The organism is Lujinxingia vulgaris (assembly GCF_007997005.1).
Lineage (GTDB): Bacteria > Myxococcota_A > Bradymonadia > Bradymonadales > Bradymonadaceae > Lujinxingia.
Map to the genome: position 1 here is coordinate 12,930 of NZ_VOSL01000058.1, position 14,558 is coordinate 27,487.

Consider the following 14,558-nt stretch of genomic DNA (forward strand, 5'->3'; position numbering starts at 1 on the left):
CTCACTCCCTCTCGCCACGGCAACGTCTCTATGGCCGAAGCGCTGCGCCAGACCTACCTCGATCCGGCAGTCCTCGATCAACTCGGTGATATGCACGTACGCGCCCGCCAGCTGGCCCAGGGCGTCATCGCCGGACTGCACCGCTCGCCACAGCGCGGCGGCTCGGTGGAGTTTTCCGAATACACCGAATACTCCGCCGGCCAGGAGCTGCGCCGCGTCGACTGGAAGGTCTTTGGAAAAAGCGACAAATACTACGTCAAACAGTACGAAGACGAGACCAACCTCCAGACCTTTTTGCTCCTCGATGGCTCGGGCTCCATGGCGTTTAAGAGCGAGCTCGGGCCTGTGACCAAGCTCGATCACGCCCGCTACGTGGCCGCCACGCTGGCCTACCTGCTGATCCGTCAGGGCGACGCCGTCGGCGCGCTGGGCTTTGCGGACACCCCGGGCGCCTTCTTGCCCGCGGCCGCCCGCACCAAACACCTCGACGACATCTTTTACCTGCTCGACAACCTCCCGGCGCAGGGCCCCACCGCCCTCGACGACAGCCTGCGGCAGATCGCCGAGCGCGCCCGCCGCCGAAGCCTCATCCTGATCTTCAGCGACCTGCTCGACGCCACCGAACACACCGAGGATCTGCTGCGCGTACTCAAGAGCCGCAAGTTTGACGTGGTGATCTTCCAGGGTCTCGACCCCGCCGAGCGCACGTTGCCCTTTGAGGGCTTGAGCCTCTTTGAGGGCATGGAGGAAGACGGCGAATTGCTGGCCGATCCCGACGACCTGCGCGACCGCTACATCGAGGCGATGCGCGCCCACAACGCCCGCATTGAGGCGGTCTGCAACGGGGCCAACATCACTTACCTGAGCTACGACACCACACGCCCTGTTGAGCTGGTGTGCCAGGACTTTTTGAGGAGGCGCTGATGAACTTCGTACAGCCCCTCTTTCTGGCCGGCCTGCTGGCCGCGGCGCTGCCGATCCTGATTCACCTTTTTAACCGCCGCAAAGCCGTCACGCGCCCCTTCCCGGCGCTGCGTCTCTTGCAGGAATCCAACGAGCGCACCGCCCGCAGCGTCAAGGTCCGCCAGCGCGTGCTGCTCGCGCTGCGCGTGCTCGCCATCGCCGCGCTGGCCATCGCGCTGGCCAAGCCCTTTGTGCTCAGCCAGTCCGGGCTGACCGCCGAAGAGCGCATGCCCACCGCCGTGGCCATCGTCATCGAAGACGGCCTGGCCATGGACCACGGCGACTGGATGGAAGACGCCACCGCCCGCACCGAAGGTCTCATCGACGATCTTCGTCCCTGGGACCAGGTCGCGCTCCTGCGCTCCAGCGGCCCCGGCGACGGGGAGCGTCTCTCCGAAGATCACAGCGAGGTCGCCCGCCAGCTTCGCGAACTTCAGGCGTCGACCTCCCCCGGCGACCTCGGCGAGGCGATCACCCGGGCGTCCACCCTGCTGGCCTCCTCGCAGCTGCCCAACCGCCGCCTCATCGTCGTCGGGGCGCTGACCGAGGGCAGCTTCGAGACCGCTCCGGCCGACCTGGAGATCGCCCACCCCTTAGAGGTCATCTCGGTGCGCGAGAGCCCCGAGCGCCCCACCCCCAACCTTGCCATCACCGGCGTGAGCTACCAGCAGCAGGGCAGCACCCGCGAGAGCGCCTGGACGATCACCGCCACCCTGGCCAACTTCGGCGACGAGGACGTCGACGCCGTTCAGGCGCAGCTGAAGGTCGGCGAGTCGGTAGTGGGCGGCCAGCAAGTCTCGGTGCCGGCGGGCCAGGAGAGCACCGTGGAGTTTGTGCACCGCCTGGCCGATCCCACCCTCACCGCCGCGCAAGTTGAGCTGATCGACGCCGACCCGCTCGAAGGCGACAACACCTGGCACTTCTTCATTCGCCCCCGCGAGCAGGTGCGCGCGCTGCTCATCAACGGCAGCCCCAGCAACATCCCCTACGATGACGAGCTCTTCTTTTTGACCCGCGCGCTGCGTCCCGGCGTGGCCTCGGAGAGCGCGATCTCACCGACCACCGGCGCCCCGGACCGCCTGGAGCGCGACGACCTGAGCACCTTCGATGTGATCGTGCTCGCCAACGTCAGCCGCCTCTCCGCCGAGCAGGCCACCCGCCTCAAAGCCTTCGTGGAGCAAGGCGGCGGGCTGCTCATCGGCATGGGCGATCAGGTCGACCCCGAGGCCTACAACAACCAGCTCGGCGAGCTTCTCCCCCGCCCGCTTCGCGGGCTCAAGAGGCTCGCTGAGCGCGACGACCCGGATGCCCCGGTCAAGATCACGCGCCTGGGGCCCACGCGCCGCCAGCACCCGATCTTCCGGGTCTTTAACCTGCCCGGCGGCGGCGCCATGCAGTCGGTGCAGGTCTACAGCTACATGCTCCTGGACCCGGCCCCCAGCGGCCAGCAGACCACTCTGGCGCTCTCCTACCAGGACAACGCCCCGGCGCTGCTGGAGCGCCAGGTTGGCCAGGGGCGGGTGCTCCTCTGGACCACCACCCTGGACCGCGACTGGACCGACTTCCCGGTGCGCACCGCCTACCTCCCGGTGGTGCGCCGCGCGCTGAGCCACCTGGCGCGCCGCGCCGGGTCGTCCAACGACACCCAACGCATCGTCGGTGCCGACTTCGAGGTGGAGGTCGGCGATCTGGTCAACGAGCGCGCCATCGTCACCGGTCCCGACGCGAGCCGTCAGGTGGTCGAACCCATCGACGGCCTGGTCACGCTGAGCGCCGAGACTCCCGGCCCGCATCTCTTCTTCGCCGATGACGAATCCGAGAGCGGCCTGATCGCCGGGCTGAGCTTTGCCGCCAACCTCGACCGCCGCGCCTCTCGCCTCACCCCGCTCGCCCCGGGCGTGATCGAGGGCTGGCAGCGCGACGCGCAGGGGCGCCCCATCGCCGAGAGCGCCCCGGGCCAGCAGCGCCGCGTCAACCTGTGGAGCGGCCTGCTCTTCTTCGTGACGATGGCGCTCTTGCTGGAGTCGGTGCTCGGCGCGCGCCGCAGCGTTTTGGTGCAGGTCGGCCGTCGCCTGCTGCGCAGGCGACCCGCCGACGCGTAACCCCGGCGCTCCGCCTCAAATCGGCGAGGGAGCCCCTCCGGGCACCTCGGCATCCTCCATCGCCTGCAACAAGGCCCCTGCACGCTCCACAAGCTCCACCAGGGCCTCGGACTGCTCGCTGAGAGGCAAACCCGGGCTAAGGGCCTCAAAGGCCTCCTCGACCTCCACACGCATCCACGACAACCCCGGGTAGAAGCGCTCCTGGGTGCGCCGGAGCTCGGTGACGCCGCGGCTCCAGGCCGCCCAGATCAGCGTCGCCTCCTCCACGGGCAGGATCTCGTCGGGGCGTCGATCGTCGTCGGCAACCGCGTCCGTGTCGTCCTCATCGTCGCGCTCGTCCCCCTCATCATCCTCCCGATCGTCGTCATCCTGATCGTCGGAGTCTGCGTCATCGACGTCCGGGGGCTCATCCTCCTCGTCGCCGTCCTCCGCCTCGCTGCGGGTGACGACCCGGGCCGGGGTCCCCTGATCGGCCAGGGCCAACCGGAGTGCCTCCAGCGCCAGGACCAGCGCGGAGGTCGAAGCCCACGCATAACCTGCGGCGTTCGCGGCGACCTGCTCCGGCGTGGCGCCACCGAGCTGCGCCAGCGCCCCGGCCGGTGTCATCCCGGCCACAGCCCCCTCCCAATCGCCGGTGGTGTCCGCTCCCATCGCCTCCTCCCCGCCGGCGGCGGCCTCCGCGCCGAGCGTCGCCTCACTCCCCGTCGCCGCAACCTCCTCGCCGGCGATCGGCTCGACGGCCGCCTCATCGCCGTAGAGCAGCGCGTCGACCTCCGCCTCCAGCTCATCTTCAAGCTCGGCGGCCAGGGCCTCCTCCTCCAGCATCGCCTCCTCCTCGGCCAAGGCCTCCTCCTCGCTGAGCGCCTCCTCTTCGGTGAGGGCGATGCCCCGCTCACTGGCGAGCGCCTCCAGCGTCTCCAGATCGTCGACCTCTTCCTCCTCAATCAACGCCTGCAACGCCTCGCGGCGCGCCTCTTCGTCCTGCGTCAATGCGCCCGAATCGGAGTCGTCGGACGGTCCCGTAGCATCAGGCGCATCGCCCTCGTCGTCCTCCTCCGGGTCGGTCTCATTGAGGCGAGCGCGCGTCTCGGGCTCAACCTGATCGTCGATCTGGGAGCGCTCCACGGCCCGGGTCAGCTCGGCGATGCGCTCCGGATCGGGCTCGGTCGAGAGCACCGAGCTCTCTGGAGCCCCGTCGGAGGCTCCATCATCGCCGCGGGCCGGCTCCATTGTCGGCTCTCCCCGCTCGCGGGGGGAGTCGCGCGCCGACTCCGGGTCGGTGGCCGCCGGCGGCACCTCGGCCCCTGGAGCGTCCTCCTCGCCGGGCATCGCCTGCGGACCGGAGCCATGGGGCGGCTCCTCGCGATCCCCCCAGGTCATCGCCACCCACACCAGCAAAAACGTCAGCACTGCGGCCGCGCCCCAGCGTATCCAGCGCTGGGTCTGAGGCGTTCGTCGTCGACGTACCATCGCGTACCTCCCGGCTCTGCCGCGTTGCCCTGAAGATCCTTCCATCCCGTTAAAGGTACGCACGGGCGCGCCCCACCGAGCGCTTGCCGGGAAACGTGGTGTGCCTACCATCCCCTCTCGCATGACCGGTAACGCGCCGCGAAACGAGCTTTGACCGGGTCCCAGAGCTCACACAGGCTCGCGGCGAGTCGCATCCTTGAGTTTTCCGCCATCGATGGGGGCGCGCACGAGGTCTGTGGCAGTCGCGCCGGAGCTCCGCTGGAGCTTCGCCGCTACGCCTCATCTACTGTCCTGATTATTTCCTGCCAGGAGCCTCTATGCCGCGTCGCCTCCCCCCTCGGTCGTCGTCCCCCTTCCCACTTCATCGTCTGCTGACCCCGCTCTTCTGCGCGCTCCTGATCTTCGGCGGCGCCTGCACCTGCGACGATGACGACCCGGACGACAACCCCAACCTCGACGCTGGCGATGTGGGTGATGTCGACGACGCCGGCGACACCGAAGACGTTGAGCCCCCGGATGTGGCCGATGACGCCGACGCCGACGAGGATGACGCTGACGACGCCGACGAGGACACCGGTGACGTTGGCGACGAGGTCGTCCCCATCCCCGCGGGCCAGGCGCGCATCCAGGTCATTCACGCCGCCGCCGACCCCGACGCCGCCACCGTCGATGTGTACCTCAATGAGACTCTGCTCCTCGACGACTTCGCGTTCCGCACCACCACGCCCTTCGTGGATGTGGACGCCGGCGACGATCTGGAGATCGCCATCGCCCCGGGGGATTCGGCGAGCGTCGATGACGCGCTGACCACCTTCAGCGCGGTGTCACTTCCGGCGGAGGAGCGCACAATCATCGTGGTGGCCGGCGTGCTCGATCCCGACGGGTTTGACCCCAACCCCGACGAGGCCGACACCACGCTGAGCCTTTACACCTTCGCCGACGCCCGCGAGCGCTCCAACGACAGCAATTTCGATCAGCTCGCCATCTTCCACGCCTCCACCGACCAGCCCGCCGTGGCCCTGGCCCTCCCCGACGGCACCGAGATTCTCTCACAGCTGGCCTACGGTGAGTTTGCCGAAAACTACCTCTCGGTTCCCCCCGGGGTGCTGGCGTTTGATCTTCTCCAGGCCTCCGATGGCGCTCGCCAGGGCTCTTTTCAAACCCCGGAGCTGACCGGCGGAGATGCCTTTGTGGTCGTGGCCACCGGCTTTAGCGACACCGCCCAGAACCCCGACGCCACGTTCGAGCTCACGCTCTTCCCCTCGCGCTACGGCGGCGATCGTAGCGAGGGCGTCGCGTTGGAGGACGCTGCGCGCCTGCAGCTGATCCACAACGCGCCGGATCCCGACGCCGCCTCCGTGGACCTGTACCTGGACAGCGAGCTGACCTACCCGGCGGTGGCCTTCCGCGAGGCGACCTCCTTTCGCACCGTCGCCGCCGGCCAGGACTTCGAGCTGCTCGTCACAGCCGCGGGTGACGCCAACACCGAGGTGCTCACCAGCACCCTCAACCTGGGCAACGGCCAGAGCGCGGTGGCGGTGATCGGCGGCGTCCTCGACCCGGGCGACTTCACCGCCAACCCGGACGGCGAAGACATCGCGCTGCGCATCTTCCTCAACTCCGACGCCCTCGAAGAGGCGCGCAGCGCCGACACCGTCGATCTTCTGGTCTTCCACGGCGTGCCCGACGCCCCGACCGTCGCGCTGGTCACCGACGCCGGGGAGTCAGCGCAGGTCTTGAGCCCGACGCTGACCTACGGGGATTTTGACGGCTACCTCAGCGTCGCACCGGAAGATATCGTGGCGCAGATCACGCCCGCATCCGACACGACCACCGCGTTGGCCGGCTTCGCGCTTCCCCTCTCGCTGCTCGAAGGCGAAGCGCTCACCGTGGTGGCCAGCGGTCTGCTCAACACCACGGATGCGGCGCGCAGCCTGGCGCTGCTCATCGTCAGCGCCGACGGCAACCTCACCGTCGTCTCGCCAGAAGAGTAAGGAGGTTGGCCCTGCGTGCGCTGGCGGGCGGCCCCTGCTCCTGCCCGCGCGCTTTTTGCGGGCCCAGAAACAAGCGCCCCGGGACGCTTTGCGTCCCGGGGCTGTCGTCTTCACAACCTCATTGCCACGCCTCAATGGGTCAGCGGCATCCACCCGGTCTCTGTGGGGATCTGGCTGACCTCCCAGTCTTCAAAGGACATCTCGCCAGCGCTCTCTTCCTCGACCTGCGACGCGAGCACCTCCGCACAACTTCGGTCGTCCTCACCGGCGGTCTCATCATCGGCGCAGACCGCCAGTTGCACCCCGCCCAGGTTGCTGCGGTTCACCTCGTCGAGCGCGGCGTGGTACTCCGGCCAGGTCAGCTGCTCCAGAAAACGCATGTTCACCAGCACGCGTCGCATCTTGTCCTGACGGCTGGAAGGAAGATAACCGGCCTTGATCAACGCCCCAAAACGCGAGGGCGCCGGCAAGATCGCGCCGAGCATCGCGCTCTGCGAGACGTTCAGCTCGTCCGGGTTGCGATCAAAATAGAAACGCGACGCCTGATAGAGCCCATGTACGCCGGGGCCCCAGTCCACCACGTTGATGTAGAGCTCCAGGATCTGCTCTTTGCTCAACTCGCTCTCCATGCGCCAGGTCAAAAACGCCTCCTGAAGCTTGCGCGAGATGGTGCGATCCCGGGTCAAAAAGAGGTTCTTAGCCAGCTGCTGCGTGATGGTGCTGCCGCCCCGCTCCAACGCCCCCTCGCGCAGGTTATGCACCATCGCCATGCGTAGCCCCACCCAGTCGAGCCCGGCGTGCTGCAAGAAGGTCGCGTCTTCGGCCGAGAGCAGCGCCGAGGGCACGTGCGCGGGCAGGCGCGCGATGCGCACCCATTCTTGAGGATCAATGTCGCGAGCCGGGTGAGCCTCGGAGTCAAAAAAGCCGCCGCCACCGGCCTCTTCTGGCACATCGACACCGGCCGCACGCATCGCGTCCCAGCGCAGCGAGTCTTCGACCTGCACATCGCCCGTAAAGCTCACATCGAGCACCAGGCTGTCGGGAAAGGCGCTATGCCCGGAGGTACCAAGCTCTACCCCAAATCGCCCCTGCATCTGCGTGTTGGCCAGCACTCCACTCATCGCTTCGGGCAGCTCCGAGAGCACCTGGCTGGCGTCCAGATCCTCGCCGGCCAGCGACCACCCAAACGAGAACCCCTTACCCGCGTCAATCACATGCCCGGACCAGCGCACCTCGTCGAGCGCGCCCAACTTCAGGCGCCCCTCCCCTACACTCAGCGCGCGCGCGCCGGCGTCAAAGGTCGCGCCCAGGCCGACCTCCACCGCTTCAAACTTCAGCGTCTCTTCGGCCAGAAAGGGCGCACTGACATGAAACTCCTCCAACACCAGGTCCCCGTTGAGATCGGCGATGCGCTGGGCCAGGTCCACCTCCCCATGCAACGTCCCCTCCAACAACGCCCGCTCCACACGCGACGATCCGGGCACCGGCCAGGGCGTGGTGCCATCCCAGGCAAAGTCGTGGAACCAGGCGTTGATGCCGACCATCGCGCTGGGCAAGTGCCACTGCGCCTCCACGTTGAGGTGGCCTCCCTCATCGTCGAGCACCTCGGCCACAAGGCCCAAACCGGGCACATCGGCACGGTAGCTCAGCTCCACGTCGCGCAACCCGTAGATCTTCTGCTCGCCGCGCACCCGCGCGCCCTCCGAGCTCCAGATCACCGTCGGCCCGCGACGCTCCAGCGTTGACGCATCGGCTTCCAGCACCACGTCGGCCCCCTCAACAGGCCGAACACGCATCTTCGAGAGCGTCACGCGCTCGGGCATCTTCCCGCGCCTGAGCCTGGCGAGCGCCTCCCCCAGATCGAGCGACACCGACGCCACATCGAGCTCCCCGGCGGGCGCCTTAAGGAGCGCGGCCACATCCATCGTCTCGGTGTGCACGACAAGCGCTTCCCCATCGACCGCCGCCTCAAAGGGCTGTGCATCCACCTGGCCGCGGGCGCGCAGCGACGCCAGCGTGCGCCCGGCCACATCAACGCGCGCCTCACCAGCCCCCAGGTTTACAGGCCATAACGCGCCCTGAAGCTCAACCGGTCCGCCCTCCCAGCTCACCTGCACCATCGACGCCAGAACACGCTCGGGTCCTCTCGGCGTGCCGGCAGGCGATGACGACTCGGACGGCTCGTGCGTCGAAGCCCTGTCGTCCCCAGGGGCGACGTCCCCGCCATCTTCGACGCGCGGCGCCACCGGCGCGTCGCCTCCCCACACCTCAAAGGTGCCCAGCCTCACCTCCCCCAACTTCGGCGCGCGAGCGCGCAGGCTCTCGGACCAGTCCAAATGAAGATCGACCTCGTCGAGCAGCACCTCCACCCGCTTCGCGCCCTGCGTCTTCGCCAGGCTCACCTCATAGGCGCGCACGCCCGCCCAGCCGGCCGGCCCCATCGCGCCGATGCGCAGCTCCACGCCCTGCTGATCTGCCAGCTGCGCCACGCGCGGCACCACCACCCGCTTGAGCACCATCGGGCTGCGCAGCACCTCCGCGCCCACCCAGAGGCCACCGCACACCACCGCACACGTCAGCAGCGCCATCCCTGCCGAATGACCGCTGCGCCTTGCCTCCCCCGGCCCATCTTTCAAGGTCTTTGTCACGCTATGTTCGCTCTCCGACGCCCCGTTCATGGCCCGTTTATAGAGCATAGACAGGCCTGGCGTCCAAAAAATTGCCGGAACACCTCGTCGGCTAAGACCGCGAAACATCTGAGCTTAAAGCTTGAAATCCCGCCGCGAACCCGCCATACTTACAAAACGTCACGTTCAGACAGGGAGGGATCCCGGCGCCTTCGCCACCGATCGACTCGTTGCCTGTCGCGACTGGCCGGCCTTGCAGTAGGGGAGCGCTTTGCCCGCGCTCCTTTCGCCAAAACACACTGGGATTGGGTTTGAGAGAGCCACTCTCGCTCCGTGCACCTCTCTGCCCGCAGTACCGAGGTAACACGCATGGCCGACAAACGACTTAAAGCCGAAGCCACCTACTCTGGCGTCAGCGACAAAGACATGGACACCTTTCGTGATGATGTGCTCAACGAGATGAGTACCAACAACGTCGGTGGCTATATGATCGCTGCTGAAGGAGCCTCCTGGATCGAGCTTGAAGGCGATGAGTTCGACGTCGACGACGTCTGCAACTACATCGACAACTACGGCATCTTCGCGACCTTCAATGTCGAGAGCGTCGTGACCATCACGTCGCGCAAGCTCACCAACGCGTACCTCTATTTCAAGAACCTCACGCCGGTGACCTCGCTGCCCTGATCTGGCAGGCCCACGCGCTCAGGGGGCTGTGAGAAGGTGCGGCATCGCCTCTCGCAGCTCTTTGAGCCGCGCCCATCGCCCCCATTGCTCTCCGCCATCTTCGGCGAGCGCGGTCGCGGTTTCGATGAGCAGGCGCGCGTCACCGTCCCCATAAAATTGGGTATCCCGAATCAAGCGCAACGCCTCCTCGGCGAGCTGCTGCACGCGTCCCCGATCCCGTTCGTTAAGCGCGTTCACCAGACAGCCCAACACCGCATAGAGCAAGAGCTGCGGGCGCCGCTGCCGTCTCAGGCTCACCGCCGCACGTTCAAAATACGAACGCGATCCTTCGATGTTGTCTTCGACGATCAACATCAGACCCAGGTTCATCATCGCCACCGTGCCGTTCTGCACGTTAACGCGGCTGCAATAATGCACCGAGCGCTCCAGCGCAGCGCGCGCCCCCTCCAGATCCCCCTGCAACCTCAAGACCTCGGCGCGAAGGTTATACGTCTCCGAGAGCCCCATGCTCTGGTCGGCCAACTCGCAGATCGCGATCAGCTCATCGACTTCCGCAAGGCTCGGCACATCTCCCCGACGAACGCACAAAATCAGCGTTTCATAACGGGCGTTGGCCACCATCACCATATCCCCGGAGGCGTCCGCCTGGACCGCCGCTTCCTCCAGCAAGATGGAGACCTCCGCCCACTCCGAGCGGCGCGCCAGCGAGCGCGCCAGCGCCGTGGCGCATGTCACATACGCACGCGGAAACTCCCGCGAACCGTACTCGCGAAAATGCGCCAACGCCTGTCGTAAGAGTCTCTCCCCCTGTTCAGGCTGCCCACCCATAACAGAGCAAGCTCCTGCCATGGCCCGCGCCTGCGCCACCAACGCCGCGTCGCCCAGCGCCAGCGCCAGCGCCTCGGCGCGCTCCGCCCACTCCAACGCAAGCGCGATATAATAGAGCGAGTTGTAGGCCCAGGCGCGCGCCACGGCCAACTCCACGCGCAGCCGAGCGATCGCCTCGCTATCCCGGGCATCCATGCGCTCCAGAGCCTGCCAGGCCTGGTCGAGCAGGTACGCGTTGACATGCTGCTCCCCTCGAACTCGCCGAAGTTCGCTGGCCTCCATATAGCGCCGCACCGCCTCTTCGGGCTCACCACCTTCTTTGAGCATCGCTGCGGAACGCTCCAGCGCCCCCTCCTCGCCGCGCTCAACCGCCGGTTCCAGAACCTGCGCGCACAGGGCGTGCGCCTTCTGCCAGCCTCCCGAGCCGCGCAGGTGCGTGAGCAACGCCTCCTTCAGGAGGTTTTGCGCAAACGCCAGCTTATCGCCCCCGACCTCCACCAGATGGCGTCGCACCAGAAGATGCTCCACCACATCCATCGACCACGGGATCCCGGCGAGCTCACAGGCGGTTCTCCAGTCCTTCAGCTCAAAACGCGCGCCCAGCACGGCCGCCAGCTGCAGAGCAAAGAGCCGGTCTTCGCCATACACATCTGCAAGCGCCAACGCCGGCGCCAGCCATAAGAGCTCGTCATCCTGAAGTTCACTGACCCCGGTGTCCCGCTCCAGCCTAAACCCGTCGAGCGTCGGGTGCAGGAGCTCGCGCTCAATCCAGCGCGCCACCAGCGTGGTGGCCACCAGCGGGTTGCCGGCGCAGCGCTCCGCCACCTCCCGGGCGAGCCCGGGCTCCAGAAAGAGCAGCTCCTCGACAAAATGTTGGGTCTCGGCCGGGCTGAGCGCCTCAACAGGCAGCTCCAAAAACGCCCCGCCCTCGCGCAGCTCGCCCATCGCGTGGGCGTGCGTCTCACTGAGCGCCATCGCATCGTCGCGCGCGCTCATCACCACGAGGATCGGCACCGGCTCTTGAAGCTGATGCAGCAGCAGACTTACCCACCCCAGCGCCTCGACGCCGTGATGCACATCCTGCAGCCGGATGATCAACGGCCCTGCCATGGCCAGACGCATCAAGAAGTCAGCCAGGGTGCGCTGGCGCTGAGCCTGGCCGCTCATGCGCACCCCGCCCTCATCGCCAGGCTGGGAAGGCAAGAGCAGCTCGGTCATCGCACGCCAGAGGTAGGGGTCCTCACCGCCTCCCGCGCGCACGATACCCTCCAGACGCGCCATCACCTCGTTGCGCTTCAGGCCCTCCAGGCTCAGGTGGTGCATCAGCGCCTCACCCATCGCATCGCTGGCTTCGCCATCGGCTCGGTAGCGCACACGGAGCGCCCGTGCCGAGCCCACCTCCTGCGCACGCTCCACCAGCCATTCGGCCAGATGATCTTTTCCGACGCCGGGTGCTCCGGTGAGCATCACCGCCGCCGGCTCCCGCTCCCCGATCACCTCGCGCAAGGTCGACCAGAGCTGCTCGCGCTCCTCCAGTCGTCCCACCGTGGGCAAACGTCGCAACCCAAAGAGCCCCAGGCCGGCACCGGCCACCCGAACGCTGGAGGCGCGACGGGGCCGCTCCCAGTTGGCAGGAAGTGGCGAGTAACGCTCGGCCACATCGCCTTCGGTTCGCACCGGCTCGAAGTTCAAGAGGGGCATGAGCGCATGAAAAGGCGACATCTGGCCCGAGCCCGGACCGCGCACCTCCGCCCTCGGCATGTCATGGGTCGACCCGACGTTGGCCTGCAACAGGGTCCGCCACTGGCGCGCGCTCACCGCGGAGGGCGCGCGCGCTACCGCCCGCCGCAGCTCCCGGGCGGCCACCGCCGCCGACGCCCAGCGTTGCTTCGGATCTTTGGCGAGCAGGCGCGACAGCCACCCTTCCACCCCCTCGGGAACCTCACTGCGCGGCCGCAACGCCGGCACGGGCTTGTCGAGATGAGCACGGGCGATCTGCATGACGTTGTCGCCGCCAAAGGGCACCTGGCCACAGACCATCTCAAAGATCACACACCCCAGCGCGTACAGATCGGTGGCCGGGCCGTAGTCGCGCCAGCGCCCCAACAACTGCTCCGGCGCCATATACTGCGGCGTGCCAGCCACCTTCTTGCTCTGCACAGCCCCCTCGTCGGGCTGAAGCGCGTACGCCAGCCCGAAGTCGGTCAGCAGCACCCCCGGCCAGCCCTCTTCGCCGCGATCCAGGAGCACGTTCTGAGGTTTGATATCGCGGTGAACCACACCGCGGGCGTGGCTGTGAGCAAGCGCGTCGAGGATGGCGTAAACCACCAGCTCGATCACCGCCCATGGGAGGGCCTCGTCCATCAAGCCCGCCAGCGTGCCGGCGCGCGCGTACTCCATGACCAGATACGGGCTCCCCGGACGGAACGCGCGCGGCGCCAACGCCTCATCGCTCTCGCCAATCACCCCGTAATCAAAAAGTCGTACAATCCCCGGATGATCCAGCCCCGCCACGCTGCGCACCTCGTGCCCGAACGCGCGCTGGTAACGCTGCTCTCCGGCCTGCTCCCCCGAGATCACTTTGACGGCGACCTCCATCCCCTGCTCGGGATGATGCCCCCGGTAGACTTCGCCCATCGCCCCCTGGCCGATCTGCTCGAAGATCTGAAACTTCCCCAGGCGCACCCCCGAAGGGGTGATAGGCTGGCTCCCCGAAGATGGCTCCTCGGATGTGGTCATGCAGGCGGTGTGGTCCGAAACAGGTCTTCCAAACGTCAGGATTGCGATAGCGCTACCCTAACGTCGAAGCGCCCAGATCCCAAGCTTCAATTGCCATCCCTCGCCAGGCGAAGGCATTGACGAGCGCATCATTACTCGGCCTGGCCGCGTTTCTCCATGCGCTGCTGCAGCCGAATCATGAGGTATTCCGAGAGGTAAGCCGGGTCTTCAAAGAGCCGACACGCCACGATCTCCACCCAGAGTGTGGAGCCCTTCGAGGGATCGATGCGCGTGGGGAAGCTGCGCCGTGGCCAGATCACATTATGCGACTCGACCTGATAGAACTCAGTCGAGGCGTCGAGCAGCTTCTGAAAGCTCAGCCCCTGATCCTGACCACGGTAAAGATCGGTCACATCGGCCACCGCAAGGCACGCCTCATCGGAGATGTTCAAGATCGCCGCCGAGTCGTCGATCGTCACCTGGTAGCTCTTCCACAGGCTCTTGTCAGCGTTGAGAATATCGACCTTCGAGGTCCCCCCGATCAGCTCCACGATCTGGGCGTTCTGCGCCAGGACCGGCTCGGGCTCGCGCCCTTCCACCTGCACAAAACGCTCCTCATCGCTCAAGTTGAGCACATAGAGCTCGCCGGAGCCGTAGAGGATCGAGCGGTAGCCCAGAAAGCCCACCCCGGCCATCTGCGTGACCGCGCCCAATATGGCCACAACCACCAGCAACGCCGCCACGCCCAGCGCGACGCGCTTGCCGGTGGACATCCCCGCATCGACCTCAAACCCCTCGAACGACTCGGGCTCTGTGCCCATCATCTGCCTCACGCGCTTTGCTCGGCCCCCGGCGCGCTCATCGCGTCGGCCAACCGCTCCCGGGCAGCCATATCACAGCCCTCGCTTAACGCGGAAGACAGCGCTCGGAGCGATCGCTTCCCAGATAATGATCGTGACGCTTCATCCGACCGCTGAGCACCGAACCGGCGGCCATCAGCACAAACACCGGCTTGGAGAGCAAAAAGAGCAACACCACGTCCGTCGCCGACATCTGCGAGAGACGGATGAAGATCTGCAAAAAGCTCGTGGTCAACACGAAGTTCTCGATCAACTCAAGCATAGCTGGACCCCGGGGGCTGGCCATCGGCAACGCGTTTAACAGGCACCTAT

The 14,558-nt window shown here is 66.9% G+C and carries 9 protein-coding genes; 4 read left to right on the forward strand and 5 right to left on the reverse strand.

From position 1 onward, the window contains the following. The first annotated feature begins 30 nt into the window (after nt 1–30). Both FRC96_RS14665 and FRC96_RS14670 read left to right on the forward strand, forming a co-directional pair. A complete protein-coding gene (locus FRC96_RS14665) occupies nt 31–924 on the forward strand; it encodes a DUF58 domain-containing protein (protein WP_146975469.1) in 894 nt (297 codons plus the stop codon). Continuing rightward, complete coding sequence (locus tag FRC96_RS14670; RefSeq protein ID WP_146975470.1) at nt 897–3,065, forward strand: BatA domain-containing protein; 2,169 nt, start codon at nt 897–899, stop codon at nt 3,063–3,065. Before FRC96_RS14665 ends, FRC96_RS14670 begins: the two co-directional genes overlap by 28 nt. Nucleotides 3,066–3,080: 15 nt before the next feature. Here FRC96_RS14670 and FRC96_RS14675 read toward each other — a convergent pair whose 3' ends face one another. Beyond that, complete coding sequence (locus tag FRC96_RS14675; protein ID WP_146975472.1) at nt 3,081–4,535, reverse strand: hypothetical protein; 1,455 nt, start codon at nt 4,533–4,535, stop codon at nt 3,081–3,083. Nucleotides 4,536–4,852: 317 nt separating this feature from the next. Between FRC96_RS14675 and FRC96_RS14680 the strand changes: the two genes are divergently transcribed. Beyond that, nucleotides 4,853–6,529: a DUF4397 domain-containing protein gene (locus tag FRC96_RS14680; protein WP_146975474.1), complete on the forward strand. Its 1,677-nt coding sequence runs from the start codon at nt 4,853–4,855 to the stop codon at nt 6,527–6,529. Nucleotides 6,530–6,660: 131 nt separating this feature from the next. Here FRC96_RS14680 and FRC96_RS14685 read toward each other — a convergent pair whose 3' ends face one another. Next, the gene (locus FRC96_RS14685; RefSeq protein WP_230470283.1) at nt 6,661–9,177 is read right to left on the reverse strand and encodes a biosynthetic peptidoglycan transglycosylase; all 2,517 of its coding nucleotides are present in this window, start codon (nt 9,175–9,177) and stop codon (nt 6,661–6,663) included. A 348-nt stretch (nt 9,178–9,525) separates the two neighbouring features. Here FRC96_RS14685 and FRC96_RS14690 point away from each other — a divergent pair, with 348 nt between their 5' ends. After that, nucleotides 9,526–9,840, forward strand: coding sequence for a hypothetical protein (locus FRC96_RS14690; RefSeq protein ID WP_146975478.1), 315 nt, complete (start codon nt 9,526–9,528; stop codon nt 9,838–9,840). An 18-nt stretch (nt 9,841–9,858) separates the two neighbouring features. Here FRC96_RS14690 and FRC96_RS14695 read toward each other — a convergent pair whose 3' ends face one another. From FRC96_RS14695 to FRC96_RS14705, 3 genes are all read right to left on the reverse strand, one after another. Next, the gene (locus FRC96_RS14695; protein ID WP_146975480.1) at nt 9,859–13,407 is read right to left on the reverse strand and encodes a serine/threonine-protein kinase; all 3,549 of its coding nucleotides are present in this window, start codon (nt 13,405–13,407) and stop codon (nt 9,859–9,861) included. A gap of 131 nt (nt 13,408–13,538) precedes the next feature. Continuing rightward, complete coding sequence (locus tag FRC96_RS14700) at nt 13,539–14,207, reverse strand: hypothetical protein (RefSeq protein ID WP_146975481.1); 669 nt, start codon at nt 14,205–14,207, stop codon at nt 13,539–13,541. Nucleotides 14,208–14,292: 85 nt separating this feature from the next. After that, a complete protein-coding gene (locus FRC96_RS14705) occupies nt 14,293–14,508 on the reverse strand; it encodes a hypothetical protein (RefSeq protein ID WP_146975483.1) in 216 nt (71 codons plus the stop codon). Between the last annotated feature and the right edge of the window lie 50 nt (nt 14,509–14,558).